The sequence below is a fragment of the Leeuwenhoekiella palythoae genome (genome assembly GCF_020310025.1).
In the GTDB taxonomy this organism is placed as follows: domain Bacteria; phylum Bacteroidota; class Bacteroidia; order Flavobacteriales; family Flavobacteriaceae; genus Leeuwenhoekiella; species Leeuwenhoekiella palythoae.
Genome location: NZ_CP084318.1, coordinates 2554954 through 2574605, shown reverse-complemented (window position 1 = coordinate 2574605; position 19652 = coordinate 2554954). Strand labels below are relative to the sequence as shown.

The 19652-nt window shown below is 35.5% G+C and carries 15 protein-coding genes and 1 tRNA gene; 4 read left to right on the top strand and 12 right to left on the bottom strand.

Annotated features, from left to right (window positions below; all coding sequences use genetic code 11):
- Positions 1-302 precede the first annotated feature (302 nt).
- The 4 genes from LDL79_RS10940 to LDL79_RS10925 form a co-directional block, all read right to left on the bottom strand.
- On the bottom strand, positions 303-500 hold the full coding sequence (locus LDL79_RS10940) for a hypothetical protein (RefSeq protein ID WP_008613718.1): 198 nt from the start codon (positions 498-500) through the stop codon (positions 303-305).
- A 10-nt stretch (positions 501-510) separates the two neighbouring features.
- Complete coding sequence (locus tag LDL79_RS10935) at positions 511-960, bottom strand: JAB domain-containing protein (RefSeq protein ID WP_008613712.1); 450 nt, start codon at positions 958-960, stop codon at positions 511-513.
- Positions 961-1036: 76 nt separating this feature from the next.
- The gene (locus LDL79_RS10930) at positions 1037-1381 is read right to left on the bottom strand and encodes a single-stranded DNA-binding protein (RefSeq protein ID WP_008613710.1); all 345 of its coding nucleotides are present in this window, start codon (positions 1379-1381) and stop codon (positions 1037-1039) included.
- Positions 1382-1391: 10 nt separating this feature from the next.
- Positions 1392-1667, bottom strand: coding sequence for a hypothetical protein (locus tag LDL79_RS10925; protein ID WP_040879722.1), 276 nt, complete (start codon positions 1665-1667; stop codon positions 1392-1394).
- Between the two features lie 405 nt (positions 1668-2072).
- Here LDL79_RS10925 and LDL79_RS10920 point away from each other — a divergent pair, with 405 nt between their 5' ends.
- The 3 genes from LDL79_RS10920 to LDL79_RS10910 are packed head-to-tail and all read left to right on the top strand — an operon-like array spanning position 2073 to position 7610.
- Positions 2073-3071 carry a type IV toxin-antitoxin system AbiEi family antitoxin gene (locus tag LDL79_RS10920; protein ID WP_008613704.1) on the top strand — a complete coding sequence of 333 codons (999 nt, stop codon included), beginning with the start codon at positions 2073-2075 and terminating at the stop codon, positions 3069-3071.
- Positions 3046-3888 (top strand): nucleotidyl transferase AbiEii/AbiGii toxin family protein, encoded by an 843-nt coding sequence (locus LDL79_RS10915; protein ID WP_008613703.1) that lies wholly within the window; start codon positions 3046-3048, stop codon positions 3886-3888. Before LDL79_RS10920 ends, LDL79_RS10915 begins: the two co-directional genes overlap by 26 nt.
- Positions 3889-3890: 2 nt before the next feature.
- A complete protein-coding gene (locus LDL79_RS10910) occupies positions 3891-7610 on the top strand; it encodes an nSTAND3 domain-containing NTPase (RefSeq protein WP_225597725.1) in 3720 nt (1239 codons plus the stop codon).
- Positions 7611-7624: 14 nt separating this feature from the next.
- Here LDL79_RS10910 and LDL79_RS10905 read toward each other — a convergent pair whose 3' ends face one another.
- The gene (locus LDL79_RS10905; RefSeq protein ID WP_008613700.1) at positions 7625-9346 is read right to left on the bottom strand and encodes a hypothetical protein; all 1722 of its coding nucleotides are present in this window, start codon (positions 9344-9346) and stop codon (positions 7625-7627) included.
- A gap of 287 nt (positions 9347-9633) precedes the next feature.
- Positions 9634-9706 (bottom strand) — tRNA-Met (locus LDL79_RS10900).
- A gap of 128 nt (positions 9707-9834) precedes the next feature.
- Between LDL79_RS10900 and LDL79_RS10895 the strand changes: the two genes are divergently transcribed.
- Positions 9835-11400: a DUF748 domain-containing protein gene (locus LDL79_RS10895; RefSeq protein ID WP_225597724.1), complete on the top strand. Its 1566-nt coding sequence runs from the start codon at positions 9835-9837 to the stop codon at positions 11398-11400.
- Here LDL79_RS10895 and LDL79_RS10890 read toward each other — a convergent pair.
- The 6 genes from LDL79_RS10890 to LDL79_RS10865 form a co-directional block, all read right to left on the bottom strand.
- Complete coding sequence (locus tag LDL79_RS10890) at positions 11397-11756, bottom strand: SpoIIAA family protein (protein WP_225597723.1); 360 nt, start codon at positions 11754-11756, stop codon at positions 11397-11399. The genes LDL79_RS10895 and LDL79_RS10890 overlap by 4 nt on opposite strands.
- A gap of 29 nt (positions 11757-11785) precedes the next feature.
- Positions 11786-11968, bottom strand: a complete 183-nt coding sequence (locus LDL79_RS10885; protein WP_225597722.1) for a CPXCG motif-containing cysteine-rich protein — start codon at positions 11966-11968, stop codon at positions 11786-11788.
- 1 nt (position 11969) lies between these two features.
- The gene (locus LDL79_RS10880) at positions 11970-13307 is read right to left on the bottom strand and encodes a TolC family protein (RefSeq protein ID WP_167596207.1); all 1338 of its coding nucleotides are present in this window, start codon (positions 13305-13307) and stop codon (positions 11970-11972) included.
- Positions 13294-16491 carry an efflux RND transporter permease subunit gene (locus LDL79_RS10875; protein ID WP_072984279.1) on the bottom strand — a complete coding sequence of 1066 codons (3198 nt, stop codon included), beginning with the start codon at positions 16489-16491 and terminating at the stop codon, positions 13294-13296. Before LDL79_RS10875 ends, LDL79_RS10880 begins: the two co-directional genes overlap by 14 nt.
- A gap of 4 nt (positions 16492-16495) precedes the next feature.
- Positions 16496-17626: an efflux RND transporter periplasmic adaptor subunit gene (locus LDL79_RS10870; RefSeq protein ID WP_225597721.1), complete on the bottom strand. Its 1131-nt coding sequence runs from the start codon at positions 17624-17626 to the stop codon at positions 16496-16498.
- Positions 17627-17712: 86 nt separating this feature from the next.
- Positions 17713-19626 (bottom strand): ABC-F family ATP-binding cassette domain-containing protein, encoded by a 1914-nt coding sequence (locus tag LDL79_RS10865; protein WP_225597720.1) that lies wholly within the window; start codon positions 19624-19626, stop codon positions 17713-17715.
- Between the last annotated feature and the right edge of the window lie 26 nt (positions 19627-19652).

Below are 19652 nucleotides of genomic sequence, written 5' to 3'. Positions count from 1 at the left end.
GAGTGCTTAACATCGCATCGCGTGTTACCCTCTTGCTACTCCTTTTCGTCCCGCCCAGCTGGACAAAATTCCGTACAATTTGGCTAAAAAGCCAATTGCCAGTTTCAGGGAAATAATTTCCTGTTATGTAATTTTTCGATGGGTACGGTTATCGGCGAAAGTCAAAAAATGGATAACCCTACGTAAAATTGAATGCTGAATTTCAGCGAAATAAAGATAATGATTTTTATTGAATTGAAAATTCAATAAAGCAAAAAACACCACTACAATATAGCGGTGTTTTCCTGGGAAATTTTTAAAAATTAAATATTGAATACAAAAGTATAGGAATACAAATTCCTTATAGCTTCTTCTTCAATCATCGTTTCAAAACTTGTATAATTTTCCTTGACGTATTTGCGGATTTCATCCCCAAATTTTCGTTCTACATCTTTTTTAGAATCCTCTAAAAGTCGGTTTTGAGTTTTTTCGCTCAAGTCGGTAAAATTTAGATAAATCATAGCTTTCAGTTTAAAGGATTCCGTTATCTGCAAAACTGTAATAGTCACCATCAGGGGTCAATATCAAATGGTCTAAAACTTTGATATCAAACAGCTCTCCTGCCTTTTTAATTTTCTGGGTTAGGCGTTTGTCGGCTTCACTTGGTTTTAAAGTTCCACTCGGATGGTTATGTAATAAAATTACTGCGGTAGTGAGGCTCTTTAAGAGGACAGCAAATAAAATTCGCACATCTACTAAAGTACCCGTAATTCCTCCGTTGGAAACCTCATAAATCCCTTTCACTTTATTGGCATTATTGAGTAATAGTATTTTAAAGGTTTCGTGTAGTTCGATTGTTTCTTTGTTCCAATGGCTGTAAGCTAAATCTGCCGCACTCTGGGAACAGGTGATTTTGGGAAGTAAATTTGCTTTGGTGCTTCCGCTGTAACTTATAGCTATTTCATTAACTTTGCTTTTCATTATTAGCTTATTAAAAGGGTTAATAATTAAAAGAGGGCGCTACTTTCCAAGGGAACGCCCTCTTTGCTTTTTAGGATTACTTATCATTTTTGCTTCCTAGTAATAGGATTTCATTGGCTTCCACCTCGGTTACATAGCGTTGGTTTCCGTCATCGGTGGTATAGCTTCGGGTTCGTAGTTTTCCCGTTAGGGCTATTTCCTTTCCCTTACCTACATAATTTTCGATAATCTCGGCAGTCTTGCCCCAAGCTACAACCGTGTGCCAGTCGGTGGACTGTACCTTTTCGCCTTTGCTGTTTTTGTAGTGTTCGTTGGTGGCGATTGAAAAACGGGCTACTTTTTTTCCGCTTTCAAGGTTGGTAATGGTTGGTTCCTGTCCAACGTTTCCGATTAACTGTACGTGATTTTTTAAAGTACTCATAATAAAATATTTAAAGATTAATAATGCTATCTGAACCATTCAGACAGTTTGCGTTTCTATTTTTTTGAAATGATTTACTTATTATATCCAGAGCGTTTTCCTTTTTTGTTTTTTTTGGTGCCGCTTCCTTTTTGATGTTTTTGTACGATTTCATAAGATTCATTTTAGATTTACTTCCCATAGCGCCCTCGCTGTTACCTTTTTTTGTTGCTGATACGGTTTCAATATTTGGAATTGATAAGGACTTATAAAAAGGAGGCACGACTGGCTTATGCAGTCCGTTCAACTTCCAAATGTTGGTATTTTGCTGTCAAAAAAAGGGAGGGACAGTGAGGGGTGCGGGAGTAGTTCTAAAGTCTTTTGTGAAGTACCAATACATAGGAAGTGGCACCAAATGATTAAATGGAATTCCGATAAAGCGGACTGTGTTCACGATTTCGAATTGGGAATGCAGTGTTCCTTCCCAGAGCATCGGGAAGGGTTAACGGAATGGAAAGGAGAAATTGTGGATGGTGTCCAAGACTTTTTAGGGAAGCTTTTTGCCCGGAATGTAGCTTTTTGTGGAATGAAGAGAAATGTGCTGAATGATTTTTATATATTAATCATAATAATCAAGTATCTTTGTTCATAAATAACACGTGTTCACGAATTATGAACAATAAAAAATAGTGAACAATAAAATGTTTTTGTAATGACTGAATTAGATATTTTCAATAATGCAATTCATAATTTAGAGAAGGATATCCCGATTATTTGGGACTGGAAAACTATTGATCCTAATAAAGACACTGGTATAGATGGGGAATTAAATTTAACCCTTAATGATAAGAAGGTCGTATTACTGGTAGAGATTAAAAAGGATGTGAAGAATCATCAAATACTCAATATACTACATTACAACAGTGAATTTCAAAACTTTCTATTGGTTGCCGAAAAGTTATTTCCAAAAGTAAAGGAAGAACTAAGAGCGCATAACGTGAATTATTTAGAGGGCAATGGAAATGTCTATATAAACCATAATGAAGTATTCCTATATATTGATACCAATAAAACACTTAGAACTAAAAAGGATAAAGGAAATAGGGCATTTACAAAAACTGGACTTAAGGTCGTATTTCATTTTTTATTAAATCCCCAGTTATTAAATCACACTCAGAGAGATATCGCTGAGCTTACAAATGTAGGCTTGGGAAATATTCCTTTAATTATAAATGGGTTATTGGACACTAACTTCATTTTAAAATTGAATAAGAATGAATACATCATCAATCATTATGAAGAACTTCTCAATAGATGGATTACAGAATTTGAACAAACTTTACGGCCTACGATTTTTAAGCAACGTTTTAGATTTCAAAATAAAAATCAAGATTGGAAAGAAATACAGTTCAACGAAGGGAAAACCGTATGGGGAGGTGAACCTGCAGGGGATATACTCACCAATCATTTACGCCCAGAAAAGTTTATAATATACACGATAGAGACCGTAAAAGAACTGATGCTCAACTATAGACTAATCCCAGATGATGAAGGAGATGTATGGGCATACGATCTCTTTTGGAACCCCCAATTTAATGAGAATACAGCACCCGCAGCATTAGTGTATGCAGAATTGATGATCGGGAATGATAAAAGAAGCAAAGAAACCGCAAATCTAATTTTGAATGAGCAAATCAAACCAAACCTATAAGGAATTAGCAATCCCTTATTTTAAAGAAGTTTTTGACATTATCGATGATGTATTGGTAAAACTGAACATACCATACTACCTCATTGGCGCAAGTGCGGTAGCCTTAGAACTATTGAAAGGAGGTATTAAACCCAACAGGGGAACAAAAGATATTGATTTTGCTATAATGATAGCTTCCATACAGGAATTTGAAGCCGTGGTTGAAGCACTTCTCAAATATGGATTTAACAAAGTAGAAGCTCCGTGGACTCTCTATAATGACAAATTCAATATTGCTATTGATCTATTACCCTTTGGAGAGATAGAAGAAAAATTCACCATAAAATTTAATGAACGCTACACAGATTTACACGTTCTGGGATATAACGAAGTGCTACAAGAATCTGAAACCGTACAAATAGAAGAAAAGTCCTTGCAAATCCCATCCCTTCCCGGAATGGTAATTTTAAAATTAATAGCCTGGAGCGATAGACCAGAAGAAAGGGATAACGACCTCTATGATATTTTAAGAATCATTGAACATTACTTCGATTTAAATTTTGATGAAATAGTAGAACATCACAATGACACTTTTCCGGAGGAAGATGACTTGGATCAATTCAAAATTGCAGCAAGAGTATTAGGGAGAAAAGCAAGCCACTTTTTAAATATTTCAGAAGCCATCAATGATAGAATTTTAAAAACCATCAACGATAACGTTGCAAATGCCAAAGATTCAGTAATTGCCAAACAATGGATAAGAAATAGAGAATGGGATTTAGAATATGCCGTTGAAATTTTGGAAGAATTTAAATTAGGTTTGATTGAAAATAAATAGATATGTCTCAACTTTCTGAAATAGTTTCAAAAATAATTTCATTAAACAGCACATTATTTCAGGAAATGTGCGATGAAATCATACTACGTAATTACCCGTCTCACAAAGATTTTGGTCGGTCTGGTATGGCATTAGGAAAAGAAGAAACAAAATCAGGGACACCAGACTCTTATATACTTTTGGATAATGATCTTTTTGTTTTTAATGAGATTACAAAAGATAAAAGTGGAGGGTTAAATAAGCTTATAAATGACTTCACTAAATGTATAGATGAAGAAAAGACTGGAGTAAAAAAAGAAAAAATACAGACAATCACATTCTGTGCAAGTTTTGAGTTAAAACCAGGTCAAAGTGATCAACTCAATGAGCTATGCAAAAAAGAAAATATCTTAATGGATTTTTGGGGTATCAATCGTATTGCGAGAAATATTTTATTACAAAATACAGACATAGGTAATAAATATTTAGACATCCCTTTAGATAAATCCCAGTGGGTCTCTTTAGAAACATTTGTCAAAAACTATAACAGTGCTGGCAAACAAATTGCTACACCATTAAACAACCCATTTCTACATAGAGAGACTGAAATCAAGGAAGTTTTTCAATTAATCAATAAGCATCATATTTCAATCATTTCTGGCCCTGCTGGGACAGGAAAATCTAAATTATGTGTTGAAGTATTAGATAGACTACTAAGAGAACAACCTAGCACAATGGTTTGGGTAAATTCATTTGACAGTGATTCAATTGTAGATGATCTAAAAGGAAAGCTATCGGTAGGCTCACAAACCATTCTTTTTATAGATGATGCACATAGAATATCTCATTTTGAACGGATTTTACAGTTTTTAAAAAATAGTTCTTACAAAAAAGTAAAAATACTTGTAACTGTTAGAGATTATGCTGCAACAGATTTTTCTGAACACATTAGTGAATTTGATTTCGAAACTATAAGTATCAAAAGACTTAAAGATGAGGAATTAAGAGATATTTTAACTACCGAACCCTTTTGTATAAAAAATAAAGATTCACTTTATAAAATATTAGATTTAGCAAAAGGAAATGTTAGACTTGCTCTTATGCTAGCTAAACTTGATGGCGTTAATCAAGATATGTCAGCTCTTAATAACACAGAAGACGCATTTGACCTTTATTTTAAAACTTTCTTAAAGGATTCAAGCGAATTAAAAAATGAAAATGTTATTAATACAATGGCTTTGATTACCTTCTTCAGTTCAGTAAATATGAATTCTATTGATTTTGATAATTTACTCAAGACATTCAAACTAAATAAAAATGACTTTGTTTCAAATGTCGAGTTATTAAGAAAGTCTGAATTGATAAGTATCTATAAAGAAGAAATTAAAATAGTAGAGCAAAACTTAGGTATCTATTTTTTTAACAAAGCTTTTTTTCAATTAAAATCATTAGATTTTGAGATATTACTATTTAATTATTTTCCAAAATATGATTATCGATTTAAAGATTGTGTAATATCTGCTAACAATAGCTTTAATCACGAAAACGTAGTAGAAGCAATTAAATCTGTGCTCTTAAATTTTGCGCGTAGCTCTAAAATTAATCTATTAGAATTCTATGAATTGTTTTGGTTTATCATACCTGACCAAACAATTGAATATATGCTTAAGTTAGGCCTTCAAGGTGAACCTAAATCAGTTGATAAATACAAATTTAACTTTGAGACTAACGAGTTTTCATCACAAAAGCGAAACATATTTAGCTTATTAAGTCATTTTTCAAGAAGACCATCTACCTACCTAAAGAATGCTTTATTAGCTACATTAGAATTTATTAGACGTAATCCTGAAACAGCAAGTGAATTTCATTATACAATAAAAGAATATTTAAGTTTTGATTATCAAGATGTACAATATGGCTATTATAAACAAAGAACTTTATTAGATATTGTTTTAAAAGGGGCAAATGAAGAAAAACAACTTGAGAAAGAATTGTTTTATGTAATAGGGAAAATGCTATTAAAACATAAATTCCAACAAGTAAAACCCATATATGGTAACAGTTTATCAATTTATAATTACGAAGTCAAAAAAGGAACAATCATAGAAGAATTAAGAGATGATATATGGAATAGAGTTTTTACACATTTTGATTCGTATGAAAATGAGTCTTTAGAATTATTAGAATCTTGTGCTTCAATGCATCCAGATAACAATAAAGAGTTAATGAAATATGATTTAGAATTTATATTAAAAATCATTAATGAAAAATTAAATCCAAATATGTTTGAACATTGTAGATATGTACAAAAACAAATATGGTGGTGTAAAAGATCTAAGGTTAATCATAAATTCTTTAGAGAACTTTCAACATCGTTTAACTGTGAGTTATATCAATTTTATAAAATTTTAAACAGACAGGTATTAAATGGGGTTCACAGATATGAACTAGATGATAAATTAGATCATAAAATATATGAGGAAAAAAAGAACAATGAAATAAAGGCTTATACAATTTCTATATATTCTAAAGAACCTGAATTACTCTATAAAGATTACAAATATTTATATGAGGCTACAAATGCTGAATGGAGTATCTCTGGAAACAGTTTTGACATATCAGTTAATTCCATTTTTGGGATTGATTTTAAAAAAGGGTTAGAATTATTAAAAACTATAATTAAAGATAACAATCAAGTGAATTATATACCGTATTGGCCATTTTCAAATTTTCTTATTGAAGAAAAGGAATCTCTTGAAATTTTTGAGGCAATTAGTAAAGGAGATTATAATAGAAAAACCAATATAATATTATGCTATTTTGAAAGACTTAAAGTTAAAAAATTATATCATAAGACAGCGATAGATATTGTTGAGTGGTCACAAACGGCTTCTGAAAACTTCAGCATTTCTTTTGAAAATTTAGAGAAATATTTAAAAGCAGACTCGAAGTTGTTTCATAAGATATTATCTTCTTTGAACAAAAAGATGAAAGAAGGGTTGAGAATCTATTTTTATGGTAGTCTGTTTGAAAAGTATGTAAATTTATTTACTGATGATATTAAAATTTTAAAAGAAACATATTTGTTGCAAGATTTCACACAAGCTCATTTTGATTATGATAGCGAAGGATTAGAGCAACTATGTATATTCTATCCTGAATTTCTTTTAGAATACTTTGAATACTATTATAGTATATCGGAACTTAAAAGACCTAATAGAGAGCATCGCGATAAATACAATTTTGTATGGAAAAATGAAGATTTAATAGAAAGAATGGAATCTATTTTAGATTATATTATTGACAAAGAACATTACTACGGAATAAGTGACCATCCTACAGGAAATCTTTTCGAACAATTAAAACCTGAAGAAAGTAAAAGAGCCATCTCTTTTTTAAGAACATATATGATAAAACATACTAACAGCCCTGAACACTTGACGGTTGTTATGGACATAGTTCATAAAAAATTCGCAAATGAAAAGGAAAGCTTTATAAAAACTCATCTGATTAAAAATAAAGATAAGGCTGTTTTTGAAAAGGTAAGGTGGATATACCAACAAGCAGTTTGGAGTGGAAATGAAGACCCTGATTTGATTAGAGCCAAAAGATGGGAAGAAGTTTTAGGTTATATAAATTCCTTACCTGAAGATATAATGTTATTACCGATACAAAACTATATCAAAGAAATTATTGAAAGAAATAAGGAATATAGTAGAAGAAATAAAAAAAGAAGAAAATAGGTAAGTAACGAGAATCACCTAAACATATTTAAAAATTTACCACTAGTTTTACGTTCAAGATTGATTTCATTTTCAAAACCTAGTCCTTTTGCGTAGTAATCATCAAATAGTTGTGCGTGATCAGGATCTGTTCTAATTGGTTCATCAGATTTTAAAATTTTATCGGTTAAAGTTTTTGTTATAATAGCACCACATATTTCCAGTTCATCACTACATAACAAACCTCCGTGCAAATATTCTCTTGCATCAAAATATCTTAGTAACTCACTGAATTTTGAACCACGTTTTTTAAAGGCTAAAAGAAACACCTCTAAGTCATCAATACAAATAGATAATGGAAATTCATCATCATCTTCAATTACCAATAAATCATTTAAATCAGTTTGTATTTGACCAAATCTTTCCAGGGTAACAATACAACTAAAGGCGTGATGATAATTCTTGGTTTTTATTTGAGCAATTTCATCAATTAAAGCTAAATCGCTATATATTTTGATTGTATCACCATTAATAAATCTCTTTTTTACTCTATATGCTTGATCATATCCCTTCTGTATAACCTTATCAAAATTTTTTTTAATAAGGTCATATGCTTTATCTGGATCAGAGCGAGGTTCTCTTCGTTTTGAAGCTTTAGCCTCAATAATTAAAGCAATTCCTTTATATAATATAAGTATATCTTGTTCATTCCCTAACTCGGTATAGTAGCCTTGATATACCTTTATATCATTTCCAAATACAGACCTGAAAAGCTTTACAATTTTATTTTCCAATTTAACTCCTCGATGCTTATAAAATTTTTCATCAACGATATTCAAACCAGTTATATAGTTTAACAACCTATTATATATTGCAATAATAATTTGTTTTATATCTATAGATTGATATGAACCATCATCGCTTTCGAAAATAGGGTGGCTAAAATATGGATTACTTTCTGTATAAAATAGATATTCTGTGACCTGTCTTTTATAACTAAGTATGCTAACAAATGCTTTTATAATATCTTCATCAAAATGTTCCGACAGTTCTTTAATAGTAAATCGATATTTTTTACCAGGATCCATAACACTTTCCGACATTCTAATATAAGATGGTGGTGCCAATTCTTTCATTTTTATTGGGTTCATTATACCTTCTGCAAATTGTTCAATAGATATATCATCCCAAGTATGCTCATCTTCCTTAGCAAATACTGTATTTAATTTTTGATGCAACATTTCGTCTAAAAAAAGGTAGATCGAAATAAAATCTTCAACACTTAAACCAAAATGATTTCTGATTTCCCTATCAAACGGAGTAAAGTAAACTTTTATTCTTTCTATAATTTGCTCTTCATAATTCAAATCTCCTTGATTAAAATAATTCAAATGGTACAACAATCCCACTTTACGTTGTTCTAGCCATAAATCATCAATATTTGTATCTGATGTAGGATAAAAATGCTCTTCATACCCTTGTTCGATTTCTATTAGCAGTGCTTTTATTTGTTCCCATTCTTCTGGAGTATATTGATATTTTAACCCTGCATTTTCTTTTTTTTCAGAGGTTAAATGTAACCCTGCTAAATAGAAAATTTGTCGTTGAGGAGCTACCAAACCAATTATACTCTCTGGTAAATGTTGCATAGGCACCATTAATAACAAAGTACTTAAATCTCCCAAAAAAGTTTTAGTGTCATAAACACTAACATATTCCTTAAGTTCTCTTGACTTTTGTTCTATATCGATTGGCATAAATCTTCTGTTTTGATATAAATTTAATCAATAGCTATTTATTATTACCAAAAGAAAAAACCTTTCATTCCAAAAAACTGACTCCATCACTCAAAAAGCTAAAAGATTTGAACTTTATGTTGCATCCATAAAAGTTTTGCGGTTTGTTTTAGCATTGATCAACATTAAACGACACTAAATAATATCAAAATATATATCACCATCAAAAACGGCAAAATGTTGTACCTATGTTGTACCCAGTCCATAAAAAAAGGCTTCACATTTCTGTGAAGCCTTGTCTTTGCTAGTAGCGGGAACTGGACTCGAACCAGTGACCTTCGGGTTATGAGCCCGACGAGCTACCTACTGCTCTATCCCGCGATATTGGACGGCAAATATACAACCCTTTTTCTGTTCTCACAAGGGGTTTTGAAAAGTTTTTTTTCACTCCTGTAATATTATCGTTTCAATAACATTTAGTAGGCTGACTATTAGATATCTTTATCAAGATGAAAAAATTTTTAATTGGCCTTTTAATTTTAATTGTATTGCTGGGAGCGGCTGCAATTTACCTCAACACGTATCTAGAAAATCAATTAAAAGGAATAATTGAAAACGAATTACCGCAATCCCTTTCCTTAGAATATAAAGATTTAGAAATAGACAGCTGGCAAGGAAATGCCAGTTTGACCAACGCCACGGTGCGCATAAATATTACGGATACTGTACCTAAAAGCGAAGTAAAAAATGCAACCGTAAAACTTACCGGTTTTAATCATTGGACATACTTTAAAAGCAAAGACATTTACTTTAATGAGGTCAAGATTCACGCCGACACTCTTACACACTACAGACAACCCAAAAAGAAGGAACAAAAGAAATCTAAGGACAAAGACAGCCTTAACAATCCCATTGCTGCTGAAAAATTAGACCGAAAATTTAAAATCAAAGATTTTCAGCTTACCGCAGATTATATACAGATCTTAAAACCTGAATCTGCCGAAGTAGCCTTGCGCACGGCACATTTTGATTTCAGTTTAAAAAACGTGACTCCGGCACAATCTCAGCGTATTCTTCGGCCATTTGAATATGAAGATGTTTTGATCAAGACCGACTCACTTTACTTTAAAATGAATTCCTTTGATGCATTAAAGATTGGCCATCTGGAATGGAATGGCAGCGCCTTAGAATTACTGGAAGCACAATTACTCACAGAGGTCTCCCGTAGTAGGCTGAGCGAGCTCATAGATAAAGAAAGAGATCACGTCAATTTTCAAATAAAAAGGCTTCATTTTAAGGATTTAAAATATGGTCAAAACGAGGGTAAATTCTTTTTTAACAGCACAAAATTAACTCTTGACACTCCGGCTTTAAATATTTACCGCGACAAACGTGTGGCTGATGATTACACCACCAAACCCTTGTATTCTAAAATGCTGCGGGAGTTGCAATTTGATTTGATGATTGACACGATTCAAATTCAAAACGGCGCGATCTTATATACTGAGCGTGTTAATAATGAAGCCGAAGCAGGCCAACTTCAGTTTGATCAACTTAATGCCACATTAACCAATGTAGGCAACACGTACAATTCGGGCGAAAAAAAGACCGCTATCGCTATTGATGCGCGCTTTATGCAGCACGCTCCCCTCACTATCGACTGGGATTTTGACATCAATGATCCTCAAGATAAATTCAAATTGATAGGCACCTTGTCTCATTTACCGGCAAACGAATTGGAAGCGTTTACCGGCCCTAATCTAGGCGTAGAAATGACAGGAAATGTAGCACGCACGTATTTTACGATTTATGGCACAGATTATAGTTCGCATATTGATATGCAAATGACCTACGATGATTTTAAAGTTAGCATCTTAAACAAGGAAAAGAAACGCAAGAAATGGCTGGTTTCAACACTTGCTAATATCTTTATTGCCAAGAGCAGTAAAAATGAAGAAGGAGGCTTTAAAGAAGGTTCTGGCGACGTAAATAGAGATCAGAACAAATCATTCTTCAATTATTTATGGCTCAATTTAAAGGAAGGGATGCTTAAAACCGTTACCGCGCTAGACTAATCCTGACTCGCTATCCAATTCATAGCTTCCATACGGCGATCGATGGTGAAGTTGCGCAGGTCTTTACCTATGACCGCTTTATTGAAATTCGCAATGGCGTGAATCCATTTTCGATTGGTTACCATGGCTACTTTATTCAATTGATTTTTGTGTTGCATCGGGAAAATTCCTGCAATAAAAACCGCGTCGAGACTGAAGCGCTCAATATTGTTATCTTCTAAATAGAGGTTGATGCTGTGGTGCTTTTTAAATTTATCAAGGATTGCACCTTTAAGTTCTTGAACGGCCTTATAATCCATCGTACCTTCTACGATGTAACCAATAGAATTATCAGAAAGACTGAAATCAAATAACACAGAGAGGGGTTTTAAACAAATATAGAAATTTATTGTTCAATGCTTGCAGCCTCAAAAGTCATTAAGACGCCATCTTCATAACCTACTGTAAGTTCGATAGGATTACAACACACTTCACAATCCTCTACATACACTTGACGCCGTACCGAAGTATCTAACAACATCGATATTTCTTCCCAACAATACGGACACTGAAAAAAATGTTCTTCCATTTTAAAATTCAATATTGAGCAATTGCCCAATCTGTTGCAGTAGCTGAAGTTCGGCAAATTTAGCTTCATATTTAGCTAAATTTTTATTGGTTTGTGCGTTGATCAAATTAATCTGTGCCTGCCTAAATTCTATCGAAGTAATCTGACCAAGATTGAAACGCTCTTTAGACCGCTCAAAATTATTTTTATTGGTAATTACATTCTGTTCTTGAATCTCAAACACTTCCACCAGGTTTTCGTAATTGCCTAATGCATTAGCAACATCACGCGCCACTTCAAGTTTGATTTGCTGCTTAAGTAATTCCTGATTGTTTTTGGCGATTTTAGCATTCTTAAACTGCGTGATACTTGTACCACCATCAAAAAGATTCCATCGTAAGCTTAAGCCCCCTTGCCAGCCTGTATTTTGACGTGTACTTCCTCCAAAAAATGCCGAAGCAGGAGAGATAGATTGATTCCAGCCATATGAACCGCTCAACCCTACCGTTGGTAAAAAGCGCGCTTTAGAAGATTGGATATCATATTCACTTAAAGTTATTGCAGATTCACTTTGAAGAATGCGCACATTGTTCTCTTCAGCCATATCAATATAAGATTCTAACTGAATTTTAGGAATAAATACCACATTAGTATCTACCGCAAAACCTTCCTTAAGATCCCGGGCCAGAACCACATTCAGATCTCGTTTAGTGTTTTGTAAGAGCTGTCGTGTGTTCATTAGATTGATGCTATCATTAGTCACATCTACCTCAGCATTCAGCACCTCAAGCTTCGTGTTCTGTCCATAATCAAATTGATAACCCGCCCGCTTCACACGATTACGAGAGATCTCAAGAGTCTGCTCTAAAATCTCAACATTTTTAGTCAATCGGGCTACTTCATAGTACACAGAAAATAACTGCAACACCGTATTTTCAATGGTTTCTCTAGCCTCGAGCTTAGATAGGTTATACGTTTCCTTTAAACTTCTGTAATTGTACAAACGCCCCAAACCGTCAAACAAGGTATACTCCAAATTCACCGAAGCATTATACGTTTCTGACTTTGCATTATTTAGGTCAAAAGAACCACCATCATCACGATCTGTGCTTTGATCCTGCACGCTGTAATTGGTCCCAGCCAGGCCAAAAACCGTAGGTAGATAATTTGAATTCAGAAGATCTGCATTATTCTCAGCGATCAAGACCGAGTTACCGGCAACCGCAATGTTATAGTTATTTTCTAAAGTCTGTGCTATTGCTTCTGCTTTAGACAATACTTGCTCTTGAGCTACTCCAACAACTCCTTGTAAAACGAATAACAAGGAAAGCAATGTAAATTGTAATCTAGTGCGCTTCATCTTGCTCTTTTAATTCTTTTATAGCTCGTTCTACTTCTTCTCTGCTTGGTTCTTTTCCGGTACGTACCCAAGCTGCTTTGGTTTTGATTGTATTTGAGATAGAAAGCAATAACGGCAGCATAAGTAATGTTAGAATTGTCGCTACTCCTATTCCGTAGGAAATGGAAATCGCCATAGGCTTTAAAAATTGAGCTTGCCTACTCTTTTCTAAAAGCAGCGGTGCCAAACCTGCAATAGTAGTAATACTCGTCAAGAAGATTGCTCTAAAACGTGATTTACCGGCATCTAGCAAGGCTTCTTCAAATTTAACGCCAGCTTTAAGCGAACCATTTAATTTACCTATGAGCACGAGACCATCGTTAACCATAATCCCGATCAAAGCGATAATCCCCAATGCTGAAAGCACATTGATAGGGAAATCGTGAAAATAATGCCCCCAAGCAACTCCTATGATACTGAACGGAATCATAAAAAGCAACAAGAACGGCTGACTATAACTGCGGAAGGTAAACGCAATGGTCGCATAAATCAAGAACAGAATCACCCAAACTACTTTATTCGCCGAATTACTCAATTTTTCTGCCTCGCGATTTTGACCTTCATAAGAAACCGAAATCGTAGGGTATTTTGAAAGAATCTCAGGCATTACATTTTGCTGAATATCAGCCATAATATCTGTTACACTTCCGTTAGGATCAGCCATATCTGCATTGACTTGAATTTCGCGCTGTCCTTCTAAATGGCTAATAGACTCATCGCCTCTTGATATGGTGTATGTCGCGATCTCACGCAATGGGATGCGATCTCCCGTTGGAGTCACAATACGCATATCATCTAGATCATTTAGGCTGCTACGATCACTGCGATCATAACGTACCCAAACCCGTATCTCATCTTGACCACGTTGAAAACGCTGTGCTTGCGTTCCAAAAAATCCGCTACGCACCTGCCCCATCACACTGTTTAGATTAAGCCCAAGTGCATAAGCAGTCTCTTTCAGTTGAATTTGTATTTCTTTAATTCCCTCAGGATCTGTATCTACTACGTCTCTAAGTAAAATATTATCCTCTAACTGCGCTCGCAATTCTTCTTTTGCAGCCTCAAGTTCTTCCGTATTATTGCCTAACAAAGAAACCGAAATAGGACTACCTCCAAAATTCCCACCAGAACCAAAGGTTAGCCGCTCTACACCAAAAACAGGCCCTACTTCATCCCGAATCGCATTAGTAATATCTGGTGATGCAAAATCTCTGTATTCACCGGGAAGCAAATTGATACGTAAAGAAGCTTTATTATTTCCGGGACCTACGCGCTTTATGATATTTTCTACCACTTGCATTTGATCTGTTTGTCTTGCGGTAAAATCTTCGTTTACCCTCCAGGCAGCGTCCTCCACCATCGTGATGATACTGTCTGTGCGCTCTGGATTAGTACCTTCGGGCATAAGTAATTCGATCCTAACCGTGTCACTCGCCACACTAGGAAATAACGTCACTCCTACCACACTACCCATAATCGAACTTATGGTCAGTACCAGCATTGCTAGAAGAATACAGAACGCCAGCAGTTGATTTTTTAGCACATACGTCAGTGTAGGCGCATAGAGCTTATCACGCATATAGCTCATAAACTGATCTCCTTTTTCATTGAAGAAACGCAGCTTATACAAAAACTTGTCAATGCCTTTTTTTGATGCAATATCAATTTCAGACTCGTGAACCAAGGCTTTACTGTGAGCAATATGCGCCGGTAAAATGATCAAAGCCTCGACTAGCGAAACGACCAATGTAAGAATAACCACTGTTGAAACTTCGCCGAAAAATTCACCTATTCTACTATCTAAAAATAAAAAAGTTGAAAACGCCAATACCGTAGTAATGATCGCTGAGATAATAGGCGGAATCACTTCTAAAGTACCATCAATCGCAGCACGAATAGGTGTTTTACCCATCTCGTAATGCTGGTAAATATTCTCGGAAATCACGATCCCATCATCTACTAAAATCCCGATCACGATAATCATCCCAAACAAGGAAAGCACATTTATGGTAACTCCGAATCCTCCTGCAAAAATGAACATTCCTAAAAACGCTACCGGAATACCGGCAGCTACCCAAAATGCCAGACGCGTATTAAGGAAAAAGGATAAAAACAGCAGTACCAGCAAAATTCCTTCGGCTCCATTAACCACCAATAATTTGGTACGCTGCTCTAAACGCACCGAAGAATCTGAGGTAATATCAAGCTGTACCGCTTCATAACGCGCATTAAAATCTTCAATATATTCTTTGACTTTCGCAGCTGTGGGAAGTAAATCTTCATTATTCGTATTGCTGATCTCAACGTTTACAGCCAAATTTCCATTGAAATAAGAAGCATTAGGTGTTTCTGAAAAACGATCTCTAATAATAGCTACATCGCTTAGACGCACAAGAGAACCATCAGCATCTGCGCGAACGATAAGATTGGTAAGCTCTTTACCATAATACGCGCGGTTATTTGCGCGAATAAGGTAATCTTCCGTTTCGGTTTTTATATTTCCTCCTGTGGTAAGAATGTTGGCTCTAGAAACCGCCTGAGCCACTTCTTGAAAAGTGAGACCGTAAGCTAATAAGTCATTCTCTCTAACGGCGATCTCAATTTCTTCCTCAGGAAAACCGGTGATCTCAATTTGAGAAATTCCATCCATCGCCCGTAAATCGTACTCAATAGATCGAGCAATTTGCTTCAGCGTAGCTAAATCTAGCGTAGCTCCACTTACCGCAAAACTAATGGTTTCCCGTATCGCTTCTTGTTTGGCGACTACTAAAGGCTCCATTCCTGTTGGGAAACTAGGAACACGATCTACGGCATTTTTCACTTCAGCAAGAATAACATTAATGTCCTCGCCCTGTTCAATTTCGATTGTTACGCTCCCTCCATTTTCACGAGAAGTAGAGGTTACACGATCTATTCCTACAAGTCCTTTAAGGTTATCTTCGATTTTCAGAATGACTCCTTCTTCAATTTCCTGAGGCGCTGCTCCCGGATACGCTACACTGATCGTAATGATCTGTGAATCGATTAGCGGAAAGAAAGAGGACCGCATACGTAGGATACCGATGATTCCAAAAATCACAAATGCGAGTATCACCACATTTACGGCAACACTGTATTTTATAAAATAGCTTATAATTTTTTTCATAAGCCTACTCTGATGGTGTTGCTTGATCTTCAAAAATCTTAACCCGCATTCCTGCATAAGCACCGGGAACCGATTTAGAAAGGTATTTTGTTCCGTCAGGAAGACCACTAATCACGGCTTCTTTATCTGAGAAATACACCGGATTTATCTCTACCAGATCCAGCACACTATCTTTCACTACATAGATCTGCGAGTTGTCTACCAGCAATTGACGTGGAATACTTATCGCATCAGGTTCATCTCTTGCTTCAAGATTAGCCTGAAGATACATACCTTCTTTAAGCTTTTCTGAACCTTTGACTTCGATGAAAACTCTTATAGTTTGTGTAGCCTGATCTACCCTACCATTGATGCGCACAACTTTACCCATAAAATTTTCGATGTCATTTCGGTCAGAAAGACGCACTTCTTCTCCTATTTCGAGTAAATCACTAAAGCGCTTACTTACAGCAACCTCAAGTTCATACACCGAAGTATCTATAAACTCTCCTAGCTTTTGACCTGAGCGCACTAAAGTTCCCTTATTGACCAAGGCTTCCGTTAAGATTCCTGAGAAGGGTGCTACGATACGATATTTACCCAAGCGTTGCTCTAAGTTTTTCACATTATAGTATGAAGAAAAGATACCGCGGCCCGTTATGAAATAACGTTCTTTCTCAGAAGCGGTCTCCGGAAGTTCCGGCGTACTTGTGTTGATATCAAAACCATCAAGATAACGCTGCCACTTCTCATAATAATCCGGATAATCTAATCGTAAATCCGGCATTATGGAAGTGATCAAATTGAATAATTCGCTCTTAGCTGCCTGCACCGAAGCGTAATATTCTGAAGCATCTAAGTTGAGTAAAGTTTGCCCTCTGCTATACTGCTGCCCGGGTTTAAAATCGTGAGCACTAGATCTAAAAACGCCTTGAACTTCTGCATAAAGCTCAAGTCTATTTTTTGCTGTGAGATTACCATTTGCCGGAATGACAATGGGTACCGTGCGGTTTTGAACTTCTTTTACAAAAACCGTTTTAACCTCTTTAACGATTTCGGTAGGCATTTCTTTATCGCGCGTTGCGATAAAATAACCTATAGTGACTGCTATGCCCAATATGAGAATAGCAACGATAGCGCGTACAGCTTGAAGCATTTGTATCCTTTTATGAAAAAATTAACTATTCGCAAAAATACCCGACTAATCGAGTCGAATAGTTAAAAAAAGCATAAAAAGCGATTTTAGCTGTAGGATTCCAATTCTATTGATACGCTTTCCCACTTTTCCATAAGCTGCTCTACCTTTTTCTTTTTGGCTTGATATTTATCAAAAAAGTCAGGGTTTGAACTCGTTTTCTCGTAATCTGCAGCAAGCTCTTCATCCATAGTTTTCATCTGACGCTCCAGCTTATTCACTTCAGATTCTATATTACTCAATTGATTACTTAGCGACTTGATTTTCTTTTGATCTTTATAGGAATCTTTAGTACCGGTAGTTTCCGCCTTAACCTTTGCTTTTGGATCTTTCTTCTCTAAATCCCTAAGGTTTTCAACAGCTCTTTTTTCAAGATAATAATCAATATCGCCTAAGTATTCTTTGATCTTGTGATTTCTAAATTCATATACTGTATTCGTTAGACCTTGAAGAAAATCACGGTCGTGCGAAACAATTAGCAAGGTACCTTCAAAACGTTTTAAAGCCTCCTTCAAGACATTTTTTGATTTGATGTCAAGGTGGTTGGTGGGCTCATCCATTACCAACACGTTAAAAGGCTGCAACATTAATTTTGCTAACGCCAGACGGTTACGCTCTCCACCTGAGAGTACGCGAACATATTTTTCAACTTCGTCTCCTCTAAATAAAAACGAACCTAAAATATCTCGCACCTTACTTCGGTTTTTCTCATTAGCTGCGTCGATCATAGTGTCGAGCACGGTTTTGCTTCCGTCAAGATGGTCTGCTTGATTCTGAGCAAAATATCCTATCTGCACATTATGACCCAGTTTTAGCGTCCCTTCGTGAGTGATTTCGTCAACAATAATTTTAGCGAGTGTAGATTTTCCTTGACCATTTTGACCTACAAAAGCGGTTTTACTATCACGCTCTACAAGAAGATCTATGCCATCAAGTACTTTTTTCTCTCCGTAACTTTTCTTAACCCCGTCTGCTTCGATCACAACTTTTCCGGGAACCACAGAAACCGGAAAATTGAGCGTCATCACACTATTATCATCTTCATCAACCTCAATTACATCCATACGATTGAGCTTTTTGATCAGTGACTGTGCCATCGTCGCTTTTGAAGCCTTTGCTCTAAACTTCTCGATGAGTTTTTCGGTCTGCTCAATTTCTTTTTGCTGATTCTTCTGCGCTGCCATTTGCTGCTCGCGCATCTCTTTACGCAAGACCAAATATTCAGAATACGGTTTTGGGTAATCGTAAATTTTACCTAGCGAAATTTCTATCGTACGATTAGTAACATTATCTAAGAACATTCTATCGTGCGATACGATCACCACAGCCCCGGCATAGTTTCGTAAAAAACCTTCAAGCCAAATTATAGACTCAATATCTAAGTGGTTAGTAGGCTCATCAAGAAGTAACACATCATTGTTCTGAAGCAGCAACTTTGCGAGTTCAATACGCATACGCCACCCACCGGAAAAGGTATCGGTAATTCGATTAAAATCTTCACGATTAAAACCAAGCCCCATCAAAATACGCTCAGTCTCCCCCTGATAGTTATAACCGCCGTGAATCTCGTATTGCTGCTGTACTTCATTAAGCTCAACCATCAGGTCGTGATAAAATTCACTTTCGTAATCGGTACGCTCTGCAAGCTGCGTGTTAATTTCTTCGAGTCGTTTTTCTAAAGTTTTGATCAGCTCAAATGCTTGATACGATTCTTCAAGCACCGTTCTACCTTCTACAAAATCTATATCCTGCTTTAAAAACCCAATCTGAATATCTTTATCTGTAGCGATCTGGCCCGTGTCATATTCTTGTTCTCGAGAAATAATGCGTAACATTGTTGACTTTCCTGCACCATTTTTACCCACGAGTCCAACGCGGTCTCCCTCTCCTAATCTAAAGGTTACTTCTTCAAATAAATATTCTCCCTGAAATGAAACAGAAAGGTTATGTATGTTAAGCATCTTGCATAATTTTAAGGCGCAAAGTT

Coding starts and splice junctions, on each gene's coding strand:
- LDL79_RS10940 (WP_008613718.1), bottom strand. CDS start 500: ATGATTTATCTAAATTTTACCGACTTGAGCGAAAAAACTCAAAACCGA.
- LDL79_RS10920 (WP_008613704.1), top strand. CDS start 2,073: ATGACTGAATTAGATATTTTCAATAATGCAATTCATAATTTAGAGAAG.
- LDL79_RS10915 (WP_008613703.1), top strand. CDS start 3,046: ATGAGCAAATCAAACCAAACCTATAAGGAATTAGCAATCCCTTATTTT.
- LDL79_RS10885 (WP_225597722.1), bottom strand. CDS start 11,968: ATGGAAGAACATTTTTTTCAGTGTCCGTATTGTTGGGAAGAAATATCG.
- LDL79_RS10910 (WP_225597725.1), top strand. CDS start 3,891: ATGTCTCAACTTTCTGAAATAGTTTCAAAAATAATTTCATTAAACAGC.
- LDL79_RS10935 (WP_008613712.1), bottom strand. CDS start 960: ATGAAAAGCAAAGTTAATGAAATAGCTATAAGTTACAGCGGAAGCACC.
- LDL79_RS10895 (WP_225597724.1), top strand. CDS start 9,835: ATGAAAAAATTTTTAATTGGCCTTTTAATTTTAATTGTATTGCTGGGA.
- LDL79_RS10875 (WP_072984279.1), bottom strand. CDS start 16,491: ATGAAAAAAATTATAAGCTATTTTATAAAATACAGTGTTGCCGTAAAT.
- LDL79_RS10870 (WP_225597721.1), bottom strand. CDS start 17,626: ATGCTTCAAGCTGTACGCGCTATCGTTGCTATTCTCATATTGGGCATA.
- LDL79_RS10880 (WP_167596207.1), bottom strand. CDS start 13,307: ATGAAGCGCACTAGATTACAATTTACATTGCTTTCCTTGTTATTCGTT.
- LDL79_RS10865 (WP_225597720.1), bottom strand. CDS start 19,626: ATGCTTAACATACATAACCTTTCTGTTTCATTTCAGGGAGAATATTTA.
- LDL79_RS10930 (WP_008613710.1), bottom strand. CDS start 1,381: ATGAGTACTTTAAAAAATCACGTACAGTTAATCGGAAACGTTGGACAG.
- LDL79_RS10905 (WP_008613700.1), bottom strand. CDS start 9,346: ATGCCAATCGATATAGAACAAAAGTCAAGAGAACTTAAGGAATATGTT.